This is a genomic window from Chryseotalea sanaruensis, from assembly GCF_003990915.1.
Taxonomy (GTDB): Bacteria; Bacteroidota; Bacteroidia; order Cytophagales; family Cyclobacteriaceae; genus Chryseotalea; species Chryseotalea sanaruensis.
Genome location: NZ_BHXQ01000002.1, coordinates 418,304 through 436,110 on the forward strand (window position 1 = coordinate 418,304; position 17,807 = coordinate 436,110).

The 17,807-nt window shown below is 39.2% G+C and carries 17 protein-coding genes; 8 read left to right on the top strand and 9 right to left on the bottom strand.

The genetic code is table 11. From position 1 onward, the window contains the following. Positions 1 to 57: 57 nt before the first annotated feature. The gene (locus SanaruYs_RS06235) at positions 58 to 378 is read right to left on the bottom strand and encodes a hypothetical protein (RefSeq protein WP_127121665.1); all 321 of its coding nucleotides are present in this window, start codon (positions 376 to 378) and stop codon (positions 58 to 60) included. 288 nt (positions 379 to 666) lie between these two features. On the opposite strand from SanaruYs_RS06235, the gene SanaruYs_RS06240 reads away from it, so the two are divergent. Both SanaruYs_RS06240 and SanaruYs_RS06245 read left to right on the top strand, forming a co-directional pair. Further along, complete coding sequence (locus tag SanaruYs_RS06240) at positions 667 to 993, top strand: PadR family transcriptional regulator (protein ID WP_127121666.1); 327 nt, start codon at positions 667 to 669, stop codon at positions 991 to 993. Then, the gene (locus tag SanaruYs_RS06245) at positions 990 to 3,590 is read left to right on the top strand and encodes an ABC transporter permease (RefSeq protein ID WP_127121667.1); all 2,601 of its coding nucleotides are present in this window, start codon (positions 990 to 992) and stop codon (positions 3,588 to 3,590) included. The genes SanaruYs_RS06240 and SanaruYs_RS06245 overlap by 4 nt, the downstream gene beginning before the upstream one ends. Positions 3,591 to 3,687: 97 nt before the next feature. Here the strand turns inward: SanaruYs_RS06245 and SanaruYs_RS06250 are convergent, their stop codons facing one another. From SanaruYs_RS06250 to SanaruYs_RS06280, 7 genes are all read right to left on the bottom strand, one after another. After that, the gene (locus tag SanaruYs_RS06250) at positions 3,688 to 4,527 is read right to left on the bottom strand and encodes an alpha/beta hydrolase (protein WP_127121668.1); all 840 of its coding nucleotides are present in this window, start codon (positions 4,525 to 4,527) and stop codon (positions 3,688 to 3,690) included. 83 nt (positions 4,528 to 4,610) lie between these two features. Then, entirely contained in the window at positions 4,611 to 5,174 is a 564-nt protein-coding gene (locus tag SanaruYs_RS06255; protein ID WP_127121669.1) for a helix-turn-helix domain-containing protein, read from the bottom strand. 129 nt (positions 5,175 to 5,303) lie between these two features. After that, positions 5,304 to 7,106, bottom strand: a complete 1,803-nt coding sequence (locus SanaruYs_RS06260) for an acyl-CoA dehydrogenase FadE (protein ID WP_127121670.1) — start codon at positions 7,104 to 7,106, stop codon at positions 5,304 to 5,306. Beyond that, positions 7,084 to 7,515 carry a four helix bundle protein gene (locus tag SanaruYs_RS06265; RefSeq protein ID WP_127121671.1) on the bottom strand — a complete coding sequence of 144 codons (432 nt, stop codon included), beginning with the start codon at positions 7,513 to 7,515 and terminating at the stop codon, positions 7,084 to 7,086. The genes SanaruYs_RS06260 and SanaruYs_RS06265 overlap by 23 nt, the downstream gene beginning before the upstream one ends. Positions 7,516 to 7,544: 29 nt before the next feature. Then, positions 7,545 to 8,720: an acetyl-CoA C-acyltransferase gene (locus SanaruYs_RS06270; RefSeq protein WP_127121672.1), complete on the bottom strand. Its 1,176-nt coding sequence runs from the start codon at positions 8,718 to 8,720 to the stop codon at positions 7,545 to 7,547. A gap of 81 nt (positions 8,721 to 8,801) precedes the next feature. Beyond that, a complete protein-coding gene (locus SanaruYs_RS06275) occupies positions 8,802 to 11,201 on the bottom strand; it encodes a 3-hydroxyacyl-CoA dehydrogenase/enoyl-CoA hydratase family protein (RefSeq protein WP_127121673.1) in 2,400 nt (799 codons plus the stop codon). Positions 11,202 to 11,278: 77 nt separating this feature from the next. Further along, a complete protein-coding gene (locus SanaruYs_RS06280; protein WP_127121674.1) occupies positions 11,279 to 11,728 on the bottom strand; it encodes a MarR family winged helix-turn-helix transcriptional regulator in 450 nt (149 codons plus the stop codon). 238 nt (positions 11,729 to 11,966) lie between these two features. Between SanaruYs_RS06280 and SanaruYs_RS06285 the strand changes: the two genes are divergently transcribed. From SanaruYs_RS06285 to SanaruYs_RS06300, 4 genes are all read left to right on the top strand, one after another. Continuing rightward, the gene (locus SanaruYs_RS06285; protein WP_127121675.1) at positions 11,967 to 12,803 is read left to right on the top strand and encodes a universal stress protein; all 837 of its coding nucleotides are present in this window, start codon (positions 11,967 to 11,969) and stop codon (positions 12,801 to 12,803) included. Positions 12,804 to 12,821: 18 nt separating this feature from the next. After that, positions 12,822 to 13,649 (top strand): universal stress protein, encoded by an 828-nt coding sequence (locus SanaruYs_RS06290; RefSeq protein ID WP_127121676.1) that lies wholly within the window; start codon positions 12,822 to 12,824, stop codon positions 13,647 to 13,649. 117 nt (positions 13,650 to 13,766) lie between these two features. Further along, on the top strand, positions 13,767 to 14,315 hold the full coding sequence (locus SanaruYs_RS06295) for a DUF2911 domain-containing protein (protein WP_127121677.1): 549 nt from the start codon (positions 13,767 to 13,769) through the stop codon (positions 14,313 to 14,315). Between the two features lie 59 nt (positions 14,316 to 14,374). Further along, the gene (locus SanaruYs_RS06300) at positions 14,375 to 14,983 is read left to right on the top strand and encodes a DUF1684 domain-containing protein (protein WP_127121678.1); all 609 of its coding nucleotides are present in this window, start codon (positions 14,375 to 14,377) and stop codon (positions 14,981 to 14,983) included. 25 nt (positions 14,984 to 15,008) lie between these two features. Here SanaruYs_RS06300 and SanaruYs_RS06305 read toward each other — a convergent pair whose 3' ends face one another. After that, positions 15,009 to 15,653, bottom strand: a complete 645-nt coding sequence (locus SanaruYs_RS06305; RefSeq protein WP_127121679.1) for a TMEM175 family protein — start codon at positions 15,651 to 15,653, stop codon at positions 15,009 to 15,011. 108 nt (positions 15,654 to 15,761) lie between these two features. Between SanaruYs_RS06305 and SanaruYs_RS06310 the strand changes: the two genes are divergently transcribed. After that, on the top strand, positions 15,762 to 16,997 hold the full coding sequence (locus SanaruYs_RS06310; RefSeq protein ID WP_127121680.1) for a tetratricopeptide repeat protein: 1,236 nt from the start codon (positions 15,762 to 15,764) through the stop codon (positions 16,995 to 16,997). A gap of 210 nt (positions 16,998 to 17,207) precedes the next feature. After that, on the top strand, positions 17,208 to 17,792 hold the full coding sequence (locus tag SanaruYs_RS06315) for a YceI family protein (RefSeq protein ID WP_160118597.1): 585 nt from the start codon (positions 17,208 to 17,210) through the stop codon (positions 17,790 to 17,792). Positions 17,793 to 17,807 lie beyond the last annotated feature (15 nt).

Consider the following 17,807-nt stretch of genomic DNA (forward strand, 5'->3'; position numbering starts at 1 on the left):
AATAAAAAACCCTGACGAAATTCGTCAGGGTTTTTTGTTGCTGAGACTAAAACAATTTTATTTTTTTACTGCCTGTTGTTTACTCTTAAAAACCATAACAATAGCAACAATAAAGAGTAGGAGTAAAAAAGGGCTGACCATAAAATTAAACGGATGCATATCAAAATCGAAAAGCCCATCGAATATCCAGCCCACAAAACCAAACATGCCGCCAATCAGTCCGGCAAATAAACCAAAGGCGCCTGCAATAAGACCTATTACTAAACCGAAAGCGCCTGCAACAAGACCTATTATGCCTCCAGCTATACCAATCCAAAATGGAAAGGTTAGTATTAAAATAATAATAACAAGTGCGGTGTTGTTGGAAGAGCGTGCCATACCGAATATTTTTAATGAAATATTCAAAAATAGAGCCACTTCGCCCAAGGTTGAAACAAGGCCAAAAAGACTGCTTTTATTTTTACTTTTCTAAATTATGTTCATTCATGAACAATAGCGTTGTACGCTTTTAGTACAACCTATTATGTAGTGTCATTCATTTCTACATACGTTCTGTTACTTCAGTGAAAAGCGTCTTAGATCACGCTAATCCATTAGTTGGTGATTTGTTCTTAAAAACTGAAACAAATAATTGTGCTTTGCGTATTTAGGCTAAACTACTATTAGATGAAAGTTTATTTAGGAGAGTTGGAAGAGCTCGTGTTATTAACCATCAGCGTACTAGGCGACAATGCTTATGGTGTATCTATTCAACAAGAACTAGAGTCACGCTGCAATAGGACAATTAGTATTGGTGCGCTACACTCCACAATTACAAGGCTTGAAGAAAAGGGCTTTCTAAAATCATGGGTGGGTGGCGCAACCGCTGAAAGAGGTGGACGGAGTAAGCGCTTCTACGATATTACACAAGCCGGCAAGAAAGCGTTGACTGAAGCCAAAGATTTGCGCGATCAACTGTGGGATTTGTCTAAGATAAAACTTGCCTCGCGATGAAAATCGAACCGCCTAAACTTGCTCAAAAGCTTTTTGATTGGTACGCTGGCTTCGCCAAAGTAGATGATCTAAGGGGCGACATGGACGAATGGTTTTATCATAATGCGAAAACCAAATCCATTAGCATTGCCAGACGCATTTATTGGAAGCAGGTACTCTCCCTTATTTTTTCATATGCGCTTCGTAAAAGAAAAAGGAACTCTCAATCTGGTATTTATTCTTCTAATGCTATCTCCTTGTCTATGATCAGAAACTACATTAAAGTTGCCATGCGCAATTTGTACCAGTATCGTTACTTTACCTTACTAAATGCTTTTGGTTTAGCCATAGGCATGTCTATTAGTCTGCTGCTAATTTCTATGTACGGTTACATAAGCACTAGCGATAATTTTCATACCAATGGCGATCATATCTATACTATTATTAGTAAAAAAACAGAGGGTTTCGAAGAAGGAAATTTTGCCTCCTCGCCAATTGTACTGGCTGAAAAACTTAAAGAAGAATTTAATGACGCTAGAGAAGTTGTGCGTGTCAATGCTTCTTTTGAAGGCGAAGTTGTTCGGGAAAAAGAAAATATCCACATCCATGGTTATTTCGTTGATCAAAGTTTTCTGAGCGTCTTTACTTTCCCAATCCTCAGTGGCAATATGGAAAGCGCTTTGAGCAAACCCAATACAGTTGTGCTCACTGAAAGTGCTGCGATAAAATTTTTTGGCTCTATTGATGTGGTGGGAAAGGTTATTGAACTCAAAGAGCAAGGTAGTTACGAAATAACTGGTGTCTTAAAAGATTATTCGAAGAATACACATTTTAAATTCGAGGCACTTGTCTCTTATGCAACACTTCCCCCAACTCAAAGTTTGAGTATTGATCAGTGGACTGAATATCGGGATCAGTTCATTTATGTGTTGCTAAAGGATAGTGCCCCTATCAAGGGATTACAATCTTACCTTTCACAAATAGAAAAGAATATCTACAGTAACAGTTCAGTAAAAGTAAATTTTAGTCTGCTGGCTTTAGATGAAATCATTACAAGCGATCTTTATAATGCTTTAGGTCCTAAGTGGGAAACTTCCGGCTTTATTGTTTTCGGTGCTATTGCCTTACTCATTCTCTTGCCTGCCTGTTTCAATTACACTAACATTTCAATAGCCCGTGCACTCAAACGCTCCAAAGAAATTGGTTTGCGCAAAACAATGGGCGGTGTTAAAAGTCAGATATTCTTTCAATTTATTACTGAAACGGTTGTGATCTGTTTAATCTCGCTGGTAGGAGCCTGTGGTCTGTTTCTATTGATGCGGGATGAGTTTCAAAGCATGCTGGTAGAAGCTTCAGTACTTGACTTGAGCATAACATTAAAAACCGCCACACTCTTCGTTGCATTTGCCTTGCTAACCGGATTAATGGCCGGCTTATTCCCTGCCATGTATTTCGCAGGACTTAATCCGATTGAAGCACTTAAAAATAAGGTCTCGTCAAGAGCGTTAAGTGGTATGCGTATTCGTAAGGGCTTAACTATTTTTCAATTTGCACTTTCATTCTGTTTTATATTATCACTAATTGTTTTTGGAAGGCAGTATCGTACATTATTAAACTTTGATTTTGGATTTCAAAAAGAAAATATTGTCAACGTAAATCTTCAGGAGGTTAAACCGGAGTTATTAAAAACAGAGTTGGAAAAACTATCGGTTGTTCAATCTGTATCACTCTCCTCTGGTTCGCCTGGTCTTTCTAATTCAACCACATGGGTAAATACTACCGATAAGGATTCTGTTCAAGTTTCTCAACTCTTTATCGATAGTGATTTTCTCGAAAACTTTAAACTCAAATTGATTCTTGGTAAAAATTTTCCCGAGGCTGTCTCTGCAGATGAACGCTACTGCATTGTTAACGAACAGTTTCTGATCAACAATAAAATCGCTTTAGAAGATGGTGTTGGCAGAACGCTACTAGTTGACAGCATGGAGATTCAGATTATTGGTGTGGTAAAAAATTTCCATTATGCACCTCCTCAGATTCCTATAGGCAATTTTATTTTCAGAAATAATCCTGTTTATTACACGCAGGCTAATGTATTGGTTGATGTCTCCGATGTTTTTGGAACATTTACAATGCTTGAAAATAGTTGGCAAAAATTAAGTGATAACACTAAACTGGAAGCTGCATTTTTTAAAGATGAACTAAATGATTCTTACCAGGTTTATCGGCTATTATTAAAAATGGCCGGTTTCCTGGGCTTGCTAGCGATTAGTATTTCCATTCTTGGCTTACTAGGCATGGTTGTTTATACAGCGGAAAACAGAGTTAAAGAAGTTAGTATTAGAAAAGTGCTTGGCGCCAGTGCTTTTGGTATTACAATGTTGTTGTCCAGAGATTATCTGAAACTCATTATCTGGTCTATTGCCATTGGTATTCCATTAGCCATTGGCATCTACGAAACTGTTTTTACCCGAATACCAGATTACCATGCGAACTTAACTGTGCTTGATGTTGTGTTGGGCGCTTTTGGATTAATTAGTCTTGGTTTAATCACCATTGCATCTCAGACTTATAAAACGGCCTTATCTAATCCTGCTGACACTTTAAAAACTGAGTAATCAAATTACTATATCGCTGGATGGATTTTCTTTTCAAATCCATCCAGTGTGATTAAGCTCAAAGTGTTCCGTGTTAAACTGTTCACCAAGTGTTGAATTAATCTATACCACTAGTCTGTGTCCAGTATTTCAGTGCTAATGGTAATGATAGGATAGCGTTTGTTTGGTGGTCTGCACCTTGAGTAGTTATCATTTTCCAGTTTCGGTTCGTTGAGTCATTGCTTTCAAATTCTTGTTTGAGTTTTTCAAAGCCATGCCTCATTTTATTAGTCTCTTTTTCACCCACGCTTATAAAGATTCGTCCCCTCTGTGAACCTTGTTCTTTAATAAAGCTTGCTGTTTTGTTAATCAGTATACTGTTTTGTCGCCAAACAGGTGCACTAAAAATTAACCTTGTTTGAAATAATGTTGGGTTATTGATAAGTGAATACAGCGTAAGTAAGCCTCCACGTGAGTTACCCACCAGTGTGTTGTGCCCATTACAGCTATACTTATTTTCAATAAATGGCTTAACTTCATTTTCAATAAAAGATAGGAACACATCACCATTGCCAAACTGACTTAAAGCATCCTCCGGATCAGTTTTCATAAATGGAGGCACCAGATTCTTTGATCTGTTATCTGCAGTCATATTCGGAATACCTACCACAATACCCTCGCGCGCACAATTTGCCTTCGCTAAAACATCAAGTGTTTGATCAAGGTTTCGATCAAGAGAACTCCCATCCAAAACATAAAAGACAGGATACTTTTTTGTGGAGTCGTAATTAAATGGAAGGTGTATCAACAACTCCCTTTCTTGTTGTAAGACACTAGAGTAAAGTTTGACTTTAATTTCTCCTACGTATACATCTTCTTCAGATAGATAAGCGGTAATCAGTAGTGTAGCAATAGAGGTTACCAACACCAGCATGATATAAATGATTGCTTTTTTCATAGACTTTTCAGCAAAGGTGCTTTGCAAAGTCTGCTAATTATGCCGCTTTTAGTACGACATTTCTACGACATTTGATGAATTCGTTAAAATAACATCGGAATTGTTCTATAAACATGGTTAAGGTTGCCCGACTTTATTTGTATGCTCGTACGTATTGTCAGTACAAAATTAGGCAGTGTACATATCAGATACGCAGGGATCAAAATTGAAAAACGGCCGATCATGACAGATCCTGTAATAGCTATTTGAAGAGCTTGAATGAAAACAAGTAATAGGATTGTGGCTATTGTCCACAAAATTTGAAAGCTCAAGATTCGCTGTGCGGACTCTTTAAGATTCTGTGCTTTTATGTTTCTATAATAGAGTAAGGATACAAAAATATTTAAAGTTGGGATTAGCGCTAAAAGAGCAGATATGTTCATCTTTAAAAGGCGCTTGACTTCATCTGATGCATCGGTCTGTTGAAGTTCCTCAAACGAAACTTCCAGCACTTGTGCCAATCTCTTCAAGGTATCTGCGCGAGCAATCACATTATCCTTCTCTAATCGTTGAATAGTTCTCAGTGATACTCCAGCATGCTCCGCCAACAATTCCTGTGAAAAGCCTTTTTTCTTTCTTAGTAAAACCAATCTGTCTCCAAGGTTCATAAGTTCTTCTAAGTAAATAAAAATTTCCCTTCGTTAGCAAATCGTCCCTCTCATTATTCAACGGTTTAACAATAAAAAGCCCAGTCATAGCTGACAGGGCTTTTAGAATTAAATTATACAATCGCTTACTTAAAAAGCATATTCGCCCTTCTCAATAGCATGGTTTGCTACCTTACGTCTCGCTTCTTTTAAATTGTAGCTCTCTACTTTTGTGAATCGCTTTAAACCCATTAGCATTAAACGTTGTTCGTCACCCTCTGCAAAAGAGGTTATGGCACTCTTACCAGCTGATGCCGCTCTTTCAATTGCCGTATGCAAATAAATCAGCGCCATTTCCTTTTGTATTTCACAAGCCTTTTCTCCACGCTGTCCTATTAGTTTTTCAACACGCAATAAGGTTGACTCAGCAACATAGCCTTCAATGAGCATATCGGCTAAATTCATGAGTATCTCCTGCTCATCGCTTAGCTTCATCATAAACTTCTGAATGGCAGCACCCGCTACCATCAAGCCAGCTTTCTTTAAATTCGCCAAGGCTTTCTTTTCTTTTACAAACAAACCTTCTTCTTCCGTTGCACCGAAATCAGGAATTGACATCAGTTCTTTCTGAACGGCCATTGCAGGATTCATTAAATCCAATGAACCTTTCATCGCACGCTTTAACAACATGTCGATAGTAAGTAGTCGGTTGATTTCGTTTGTTCCTTCAAATATTCTGTTGATACGTGCATCGCGGTAAGCACGATCCATTGGCCCCTCTGCTGAAAAACCCATACCACCATAAATCTGAACACCTTCGTCTACTGTAAAGTCAAGCACTTCAGAGCCATGTACTTTTAGAATTGCACATTCTATCGCAAATTCTTCCAGAGCTTTTAAACGAGCCTTTGCAGAATCCATACCTCCCGCAACAAATGCATTATAAGCATCGTCAATGTTTTGTGAGGCACGGTAGTGTGCAGATTCTGATGCAAAAATTCTTGTTGCTGCTTCGGCAATTTTATGTTTGATCGCACCAAAAGATGAAATAGCAACACCGAACTGTTTACGTTCGTTTGAATACTTAATGGCTGTTGATAAAGCCATTTTACTTCCACCTACCGCTGCAACGCCCAATTTAATCCTGCCTACATTGAGGATATTGACGGCTATTTTAAAGCCATTCTCACGCTCACTCAATAAATTTTCTACAGGCACTTTGCAATCGTTGAAGAAAATCTGGCGGGTAGAAGATCCCTTGATACCCATTTTCTTTTCTTCTTCGTTCATAGTAACGCCTCCAAACGATTTTTCAACAATAAAAGCACTTAAGTTTTTATCATTGTCGATTTTTGCGAAAACAATATAGATGTCGGCAAAGCCACCATTGGTAATCCACATCTTTTGTCCGTTGATGACATAGTGTTTACCGTCAGCGGATAACACCGCTTTTGTTTTGCCTGAGTTAGCATCCGATCCTGAATCAGGTTCAGTTAAACAGTAGGCCGCCTTCCACTCGCCTGTAGCCAGTTTAGGAATGTATTTTTTCTTTTGTTCTTCATTTCCATAATACAAAATAGGAAGTGTGCCAATACCTGTGTGTGCAGAAAGTGCAACAGCAAAAGAATGGCCCCCACCAATTACTTCAGCCACTAACATTGAGGTGTTAAAATCCATACCAAAACCACCTAATTCTTGTGGAACGGATGTGCCTAATAATCCAAGCTCACCAGCCTTATCCATCAATGATGGCATCAACTTAGGGTCTTTCATTGAATCGATATCATCCAAACGTGGATAAATCTCTTTCACCAAAAAATCCTTGCACTGCTGCATGATCATTTTCTGCTCTTCATTGAATTCTTCAGGAATGAAGACCTCATGTGATAATGTTTCGCGAATCAGGAATTCTCCTCCTTTGATTGCTGCTTTAGATTGTGTTGTTGTTTCCATATTGTTCTAGTATTTCGTTGACCGTTGTTGGTTGTTGGTTATTCGTTTCGCTTTGATAATAATTTATAAATCCATTGAGAATTTTCTTGCACTTAATAATCTGATCAAGGGTAGAATCAAGATCCGCTTGCGATAAATAGTCAAGGTCAAATGAAACTATGACTTGGGTTTCTACCTCATACAAAGAGCCTCTGGCAATGAAAAAGAATTGAATAGAATCTTTGGCATGGTTTCTTCCACATCCCTCAGCTATGTTTGACGGAACAGAAACTACAGCTCGTCTCAGTTGATTAGTTAATCCAAATTGCTCATCTTTTGGAAAGTCTCTGGTAATCTGATAAATCCTCTTTACCAATATTCTCGAATGCTTCCAAACATCCAATTCACGATATGATAAGACCTCACTCATTCGAACAACGAACAACTATCAACCAACAACTAATTCAATAACTCATAAATCCCCGCTACACCTTGTCCTCCACCTACACAAGCTGTTACCATACCGTATTTCTTGTTTTGTCTGCGTAATTCATTAAAGAGTTGAACGGATAAGCGCGCACCCGAGGAACCCAATGGATGGCCTACTGCTATCGCTCCACCATTCACATTCAACTTGCTACGGTCAATACCTAATTCTTTTACTACAGCTAATGATTGTGCTGCAAAGGCTTCGTTCAATTCAATCAAATCGATGTCTTGCAGTTTTAATCCGGCAATTTTTAATGCTTTTGGAATAGCTGCTACCGGACCTATACCCATAATGCGTGGATCAACACCCGCTGTGGCATAGCTCACCATACGTGCAATTGGTTTTAGATTCAATTGCTTCACCATGCGCTCGCTCATTACGGCAACAAAAGCTGCTCCATCTGAAGTTTGTGAAGAGTTACCCGCGGTTACCGTTCCGCCAGCAGCAAACACAGGTTTTAGTTTTGAAAGACCTTCAAGTGTAGTGTCGGCACGAATACCTTCATCTTGTTTTACCACAAACTCCCTTGTTTTCTTTTTCATGTTCTCATCCACATACACTTCTTTTACAGTGATGGGAACAACTTCGTCTGTAAACTTACCTGCCTTCCAGGCAGCTGCAGCCTTTTGGTGCGACTCCACAGAAAACTGATCTTGCTCTTCGCGGGAAACACCATATTGCTTCGATACTTCTTCTGCTGTTAAACCCATGCTTGTATAGTAAGTAGGGTTTTTGGTAGCTATCTCGTAATTCAATACGGTTTTAATACCCATTACTGGTACTAAGGACATTGACTCTGTGCCTCCGGCAATAATCACATCGGCCTGACCCGCTTGTATGCGTTGACTCGCTATCGCGATGGTTTCCACACCTGATCCACAGTAACGATTTACAATCATGCCCGGTGTATCTATACCTAATGCCAGCAGGGAAATTATTCTTCCCATCTGCATGCCTTGCTCTGCTTCTGGCACGGCATTACCGACAATCAAATCATCCACCATCTTAGCATCAAGACCTGGGATTGATTTTACTAAATGTTTAATTACATCTGCCGCCAAATCATCGGGGCGAACGAAACGAAAGCCTCCTTTTTTTGCTTTGCCTACGGCTGTTCTATATCCTGCAACAATGTATGCGTCCATATTTTTTGTTGTTAGTTGTTGGTTATTAGTTATTCGTGTTGGTTCTCGATTAAGGAACAACCATCAACGAAAAACGATTAATTAATTTCTAAGTGGTTTCCCTCCAGTTAAAATGCTTTGTATTCTTTCCAATGTTTTCTTTTCACCGCAAAGCGATACAAAGGCTTCGCGTTCTAAGTCAAGCAAGTATTGTTCGCTTACTTCTTGTGGAGAGGTTAAATCACCACCACACATCACGTTCGCAATCTTCATGGCAATTTTCATGTCATGCTCAGAGATGTAGCGACCCATTTTCATACCATTGACACCAGCAGCAAACAATGCCAGACCTGCTCTGCCTTGTACTTTAATATTGTTGGCTTGCACCGGCATGGTATAACCAGCATCGGCTAATTCTATTACCGCTGCTTTCGCATCCAGAATTTGCCTGTCTTTGTTAATGGTTATTCTGTCTTGTGGACGAAGTATGCCCATGTCTCTTGCATCTTCTGCTGACAGGGCCACTTTCGCAGTAGCGATGTTCATGAAGGCATTCTGCAAAGCATTTAACTCCGCATCACCTTCTTGCATGCGATCACTCACGCGCTTTGTAAATTCTTTTGTTCCTCCTCCACCAGGGATCAGGCCAACACCGACTTCTACTAAACCAATATAAGTTTCTGCAGCTGCTAACGCAACGTCTGCATGCATGGTCATTTCGCAACCTCCTCCTAATGTGCGGCCTTGTGGTGCAACTACAACCGGCACAGATGAATAGCGGAGACGCATTACCGAGTTCTGGAAGGCACGGACCATGAAATCAATCTCATCATAATCCTGATCGATGGCATACATAAACACCAGACCAAGGTTAGCACCTAAGGAGAAATCAGAGCCTTGATGGCCTACCACTAAACCTCTTGCTTGTTTTTCAGAAAGTTCAATGGCTTTGTTCATGCCTTCAATCACTGAGCTGCCAAGTGTATAACTCTTGCTGCTCCATGAGAAGTTGTACACGCCATCTCCAATGTCGGTAATTTTTGAATCAGCATTTTTCCAAACCGTTTTATCACCTAGGTTTTCTAAAATGATAAAGCCTTCGCGACCAGGAATAGATTTGTATGATTTTGCTGGAATGTCGTAGTACTTACGCTCTCCTCCTTCTACTTTATAAAAAGTTTTGTTGCCACCCGCCAGCATGTCGTAAACCCATTGGTTGGGCTTTACACCAGCAGCTTCCATGGCTTGCACTGTTTTCTCAACGCCTACAGCATCCCATGTTTCGAAGGGGCCAAGTTCCCAACCGAAACCAGCACACACGGCATCATCAATTCTGAAAAGCTCATCACTAATTTCAGGAATGCGATTGGAGGCGTATTGGAATAATCCGAAGAAAGAGTCGCGGTAGAAATCACCAGCCTTGTCTTTACCCGCTAACAATACTTTAAAACGATCCTTTAAATTATCAATCGTCTTTGTTGTTTCAAGCGTGGCAAATTTTGCTTTTGCTTTAGTCTTGTATTCGAGGGTGTTCAGATCAAGCGTAAGAATTTCGGTTTTACCAGAGGCATCTTTACTCTTCTTATAAAAACCTTGTCCTGTTTTATCGCCCAACCAATTATTTTTTTCCAGTTTGGCAACAGCTTCAGGTAGTTTAAACATTTCGCGGCCCTCATCATTGGGTAAGCCTGCGTATAAGTTGTTGGCTACTTTAACCAATGTATCTAAACCAACTAGATCTGAAGTTCTGAAGGTTGCAGATTTAGGACGTCCGATAACCGGGCCAGTCAGTTTATCAATTTCATCTACATTCAACTCATATTTACGCATGGAGTCAATTACTTTTAGTAAGCTCCAAACGCCAACGCGGTTACCAATAAATGCTGGAGTGTCTTTACACAACACCGATGTTTTCCCCAAATACAAATCCCCGTAGTGTAATAAGAACTTAGTGATTTCTGGATCTGTGTGTGGTGTAGGTATTACCTCAAATAATTTTAAGTAACGAGGCGGGTTGAAGAAGTGTGTACCTGCAAAATGTTTTTTGAAATCTTCGCTTCTTCCTTCCGCCATCAGGTGGATAGGAATACCCGATGTGTTTGACGTTACCAGTGTTCCTGGTGTTCTGTGTTTTTCAACTTGCTCGTATACTTTCTTTTTAATGTCCAGGTTTTCAACCACGACTTCTATAATCCAGTCGTAGTTTTTAATCTTGGCCAAATCATCATCAAAATTTCCAAGAGAAACACGCGAAACAAAGCGTTTGGAATAAATAGGGCCGGGGCTTGACTTAATACTGCGGTCGAAAGAGCTGGCAACAATACGGTTCTTCACCAATTTGTTATCCAGCGTAAGTCCTTTAGCTTTTTCTTCTTCTGTAAGTTCTTTTGGCGCTATGTCCATAAGCAACACCTGACAGCCAATGTTGGCAAAGTGGCAGGCAATGGCTGAACCCATCACACCGGAACCGAGTACAGCTACTTTTTTTATAGATCTATTCATACTGAAATTGGTTGTTCGTTGCTCGTTGCTCGTTGTTGGTTGCACGATCAACCAACAACGAATAACTATCAACGAATTTAGTTATATGCTTTTACGTTAATGTTATCCTTTTCCACTACTTGTTGTATGCTTTGAATTACTTCAAAAAACACATTGAGCTTCTCTTCAGAAATCTCTTTTCGAATGGCATTATTAAAATTCAGAACAGTTTCTTTTGCTCTGTCTCGTTTTTGCTTACCCTCCTCGGTAAGATAAACCCGAACAGAGCGCTTATCTAAAGCATCGGTTTTTCTTACGATTACGCCTCTCTCCTCCATTGTGTTTAGCAAACGTGTAAGACTTCTTGCTTCTAAACCCATTAAAGGTGCTATCTTAGTTGCGGGCGTTCCCTCCTCAGCATTGATCGTTAGGAGTACAAAGCCCATGGCCATTGTTGCATCATAAGCAGCTGCCTGCTGGTTATACATGCGGGAAATTGCATGCCAGGCTGCTTTAATGTGGTGGTCAACTGTTTCTTCTCTCCGCATACGTTTTCGCTAAGCGAATTCGAAGGTATAAAATTTTTGGTATGCATGCAGAGCAATTTGATTTTTTTTGGCGTTTTATAGTAAAATCTTGTCTTTTTTAATGTTTTAAGACGTTTTGCCCATTAAAATTTTGAACTATTGATACTTTGGGTCTGATTAAAATTGCACCATCTACTGCTTTTCATCAGGCATTTTATGTTCACTAATAGCTTGTTTAGTACCCAAAACCAGTAACATTATGAATTTGCTTGTGCCAACCGATTTTTCTCCTTGCGCTGACCACGCCCTTAATTACGCGGCCTTACTGAGTCGTAGAACAGGGCATGACCTACGTTTGATACATGTTTATGCTCCAGTTGATTTGGCTAATACCGCTATGATTAGTTACATAGAGCAAGAAGTGGAACAAGCTCAGAAAGACATTAAAGAGAAATTACATAAGATTTGCATGGCTACAGCCGAGAAAAACAACATTAGCTGCAGCCACAATGTGCGTATCGGTGCGCTCACCGAAAATATTCTATTGGAGGCCGAAGAAGTAGATTGTAAACTTATTGTTATGGGTACAGAAGGTGCGAGAGGCTTGACTAAACTGTTGTTCGGAAGTAGAACCAGTAGTGTTATTGAAAACGCTGACTTTCCAGTACTGGCTGTTCCTCCTCAGTCGACCTTGAACCTACCAAAGAAAATTGTTTTCGCCACTAATTTTTTCGATAGCGATCTCGATACCTTAAAACAATTGCTTGAATTAGTGAAAGGATGGAAGCCTGAAATTTATTTACTACATGTCTCCCATGATAACCTTCGGTCTGAGCGTGATTACATTGAAAATTTTTCGAAGGCGGTGGTGAAAGAAACTGATTATAAGCACCTTTATTATTATGTTCTGCCTCATGAAAATAATGAACGGGGCATAGAGCTATTTATAAAATCTGTTGGGGGTGAAATGCTCGTGCTTTCTACCCGTAAAAGATCTTTTCTCGAAAGAGTTTTTAATGCAAGCCTTACAAAACAAATCGCTTACCACTTAACGGTGCCTTTATTAGCATATCATACGCGGCTGACTGATAACTAAATATTAAACAATTATCTCATGAAATTGCTTGTTCCTACTGATTTCTCACGGCCCTCTAAAACAGCATTACTATATGCTGCGCAAATGGCAAAAAAACTGCAAGGAGAAATTATCATACTATGGTTCAACAGTATACAGTCAAGTAAAAAAACATTGAGTAAATGGAAAAAGCTTGAAGCTGAGATGATCGCTATTGCACAAGAAGATGCCAAGCACTTAGTAGAGGAAGTGCGCACAGAAGTGAAGGGTAATCTCCCTTTCACATATCACTTCACTTCAGGGTCATCATTTGCAGAAAGTGTGGATACTTATGCTGTAAAAAATGATGTAGACATGATTATCATGGGTACTAAGGGAGCCTCTGGAGTAAAAAAATTAATCATGGGCAGTCATGCTGCGTCAATGATTGATCATAGTCGTATCCCCGTTTTGGTGATTCCAGAAAAAGCCAGCTTCAAACCTTTAAAAAAGATTGTATATGCCTCTAATCTGTATGAGTGGGATCAGGAAATACGAACCATTGCTGCTCTTGCAGCCATTTATAAGGCCAGTGTACATGTACTACACATTAGTCCTGTTTCTTCTAAAAGTAAGATCGATAAAAACCTGCTTCCAGAGATGATTAAAACTGCAGGTTATCAGAAAATTGTTTATCAAGATGTAAAGAGTGATAATATTGCAAAGGCTATTGATGATTATATAATTGCTAATGATGCCGACATGCTGGCAATGTTCACCCACAAGCTTGATAACTATGAAAAACTATTCGGTAGAAGCGTAACGCGTCAGCTCGCTTTTCATGCTCATGTGCCCTTGCTCACCTTTAACAAGACGCTATTAATCTGATAGTGGTGCAGACCTTGGAGCTATTTTGCACGACAAGTTGAAATGCGCGTGCTGATATAATCAGGAATTTTTCTTATAAGTATTTCGTTAACTTTACTAACCCTAAAAAATTTAAATATGGTAAAGAAAATACTCATTGGTGCTGCTGTTGTGGTTGTTCTGCTAGCTGCTACCGTTGCTTACATGATGAATCGTAGTCGCACACTAAGCCCTTCAGGCGAAGCTGCGTTAACAAATGCAGGTCTGACTGTATCAGTGAAATATAGTCGCCCTTCAGTTCGGGGTCGTTTAATCTTTGGAACAAAGGAGCAAGGGGCTTTACAACCTTATGGTGCCTATTGGCGATTGGGGGCTAATGAAGCCACTGAAATTACTTTTAACAAGAACGTAAATTTCAATGGGCAGCCTGTCGATGCTGGTACTTATGCTATGTATGCCATTCCTGAAGAAGGTGGCTTTGAAATTATACTCAATTCTGAAACAGGATATTGGGGTGCTTTTGAGCCTGACCATAGCAAGGATTTTCTTAAAACAAAGGTGCAGTCGCAAGCCGGTGCTAGCGCTGTTGAGCAATACACTATTAGTACTTTGCCTATGGAGCAGGGTGTTAATGTTTTGTTTGAGTGGTCTGATATCCGTTGGAGCATTCCTGTTACGGTACAATAATTTACTTTTAACTAAAGGGGTTGTGGTAATACCATAACCCCTTCTATTTAATTTTTATCATGCGTTTTCCATTTCTTCTCTTTTTTACTTCCTTCAGTCTCCTAGCATCTGCTCAAACTAATCATAAGCAGGATGTTAAAAATTTTCAAGTCGAACTAAACGCGGAATATAAAGATTCAAAGAAGTCACCCCTTGATGCTAAAAGTAGAAAGAAGTTTAAGAAGCACGATTTCTTCCCTATCGATTCTGTTTATAGAGTTACAGCTGCACTTAACATTACCGAAAACACACCATTTTTTAAAATGCCTACAACTGGCGACCGCTTGCCACAATACAGAAAGTATGGGGATATTGTTTTTACATTAAAAGGAAACAGCTATACACTACCTGTTTACCAGTCGTATGATTTAATGCGTCTGCCTGCTTACAAAGATTATCTCTTTCTTCCTTTTACCGATTTAACCAACGGCAACACCTCTTACGAAGGCGGGCGTTACATTGAGTTACGTTTACCCAAAACTGGAAATACGATAGTAGTAGATTTTAACAAAGCCTATAATCCTTATTGTGCCTATAATCTTACCTACTCATGTCCTATTGTACCAGCTGAAAATCATCTTGATTTACATATTGATTCAGGGGTGCGTTATCTTAAAAAGAAAAACTAAGTACCCACTGCTAAATTTAAACCTCTTACTCTACTGGCTTCTTCGTGGTTAGCATCTGGTTTTGTTTCTTTTTATACCGTCTATCCCCAATTGCTTGTAAAATAAATATTAAAATAAAGACATATCGACTTGTGAAAGGAGCAAACGGAGCCAATACAATGGCAAATATGAATACAGCCGGAACAATTAGTGCTCTGTGTTTTGTCCATTTAACAGTAGCCTCTCCTAGCAAATTTTTCAGGTCTTCTGTTTTAATAACGTGACTCATTAGCAAATAATTAAAGAAGCCAATCACGGCAATGTTCAAGCAGTAAAAGCTAAATGCGATATTGTCCATAAAACCATAGTTCGCATAGAGAGCCGTTGTAAAGGGCATTACCACCACAAAGAACAATAGCCAGATATTGTTCCACACAAAACGATTACTCACCGTTTTAACATAAATACAGGTTGCCATGTGGGCCTTCCAAAATAAAGCCGTAACAATAAAACTGATGGCAAAACAGATAAAGTTTGGAATACGATTTAGTAATATTTCATCTATACCCAGGCTTTTTGCTTCGGCAAGAGAGGGCAGTTTTATTTCCAATACCAAAAGAGTCATGGCAATGGCAAATACTGCATCACTGAAGAAAATGGTTCTTTCGGGGGGAAATTTGTTGATAAACATTTATTCTTAAAAAATTACTAGCCCTTAAGTTATAGAAGTGTGTGATAAGTCTCAACAGCTACCTGAATTATTCTTGTGGCTTTAACTATATTCGTAAACCGCTATACAATGCTTCATTTTTCCATTCGCCATAAGCTGCTCATTTATTCACTCCTGATCCTTACATGGATAAATGCTCAGTCTCAAGTATCCAACCAAAAGGAAGAAGCAGCTACCCTTTTCGCTGCTGGGGAAAATGCTATGGATAACCATAATTGGAAAGAAGCACTAAGAACATTAAACCACTGTCTTGAAATCGATCCTGCTTTTGCTGATGCATACTATGCTCGTGGACTGGTTAAGGAGCACTTTGAGCTATGGAATGAGGCTCTTACTGATTTCTCAATTCATTTAAGCTTTAAGCCTGATCATAACGAGGCAGTTTTTAAAAGAGCACAACTTCACTATCGACTTAAACATTATTCATTGGCCAAAGAAGACTTCCTGAATCTTCTATCACTTCCTGTTGGTGAAACCTCTACAGTTTTCTTTGAGCAAGGAAGTTTTAAAGGAGGAGTCAACCAGATTTTCACTGCACAGGGAGGTAATAAGAAACGTATTTATAATTGGTTAGGCTTAACCGAGACTGCTCTTCATGAATATACTCGGGCACTAATATTCTTCGATTCTGCCATTCGTCTATCACCAAACGACCCTGATCTTTATGTAAATAAAGGAATTGCTCATGAAAAGAATGGTGAGTTTAATAAAGCGAATTCTGCTTATGCTAAAGCATTGGAAATAAACCCAACACATGGACTAGCCTATTTTAATCTGCAGACACTTAGCTCAAAGCTTAATCAAACACCATCAACCAATTTACTTGACTCTGCTATTGCTCATAATTCAAACCTGCCTTATCCGTATGCCGAAAGGGGATATTTGTATTTAAAGAATGGAGAATATCGCCAAGCTTTGGTTGATTACAACCGTGCCATAGAGCTCAATCCCAAAGAAGCAGATTACTATTTAAACCGGGGAATCATTCATGAAAAACTCAAACAATTTAAAGAAGCGTACAATGACTATTCCTTTGTAATTAAATTAGATGAAAGTTTGTCTTCTGCATGGTTAAACAGAGGTAATGTATTACTCAGGTTAAATAAAGAGAAGCTTGCTATTGAAGATTATAGTGCGGCAATAGCTTTTGAAAACGATTATGCTGCGGCCTACTACAATAGAGGCATTGCTTATTATCAATTGAAGCAATATGCAGAAGCTTGTAGTGATTTACGAATGGCAAAGCGCTTAGGCCAAGCGTTGTCTGAAGCACTTGAAAGAACGGTGTGTAGTGATAAGCCTTAATTTTTTATTAAGCCCCAAAAAGCTTTCTGCTGATTCATTCTGTCTTGTTAACACAGGTCTGATTCGTCTGGATAGACGCTTTTAGTGTGTGCGGTTGTGTTGGTCAGGTTTTTTCATGACAAAGATCATGTTGTTCACTAAGTAGCATCAATCTATGCTACTTAGGACTGGCGTAATCTTGTCATGCAATTACACACAAACACACACAATATGAGAACACAAACTAATTTTTTCGCAAAAGCACGCACGACCGCGACTTTCGCTTTGCTGCTCTCTCTGGTCGTTTCCGGATTCGCACAAGATGTTTACAAAACACAGAAAGCAAGTGTCTCCATTAAAGGCACTTCTACCATGCACGATTGGGAAATGAAGAGTGAAGCATTCAGCTGTCAATCATCTTTCACACTCGATAACAATAAAGTAAGCGGTGTAAAGTCTTTATCACTTTCCATTCCTGTTCAAACCTTAAAAAGCGGCAAGGGTGCAATGGATAAAAATGCATACTCTGCTTTAAAGGCCGAAAGCCATAAGCAAATATCTTACACCATCAGCTCTACAAAGCTGGTTAGCGACAAATTGATTTGCACTGGTAATCTTACCATAGCTGGTGTAACTAAACCCATGGATGTTGAGACTATCTGTTCTGTAAATGCGGACAACACGATAGCATGCAAAACAATCAAGAGTTTTAAAATGAGTGAATTCAAAGTTGAACCTCCCTCATTTATGTTCGGCTCCGTTACAACGGGCGATGAAATCACCCTTGAATTCAACCTTACCTTCAAAAAAATATAATCTTCAATTAAACTT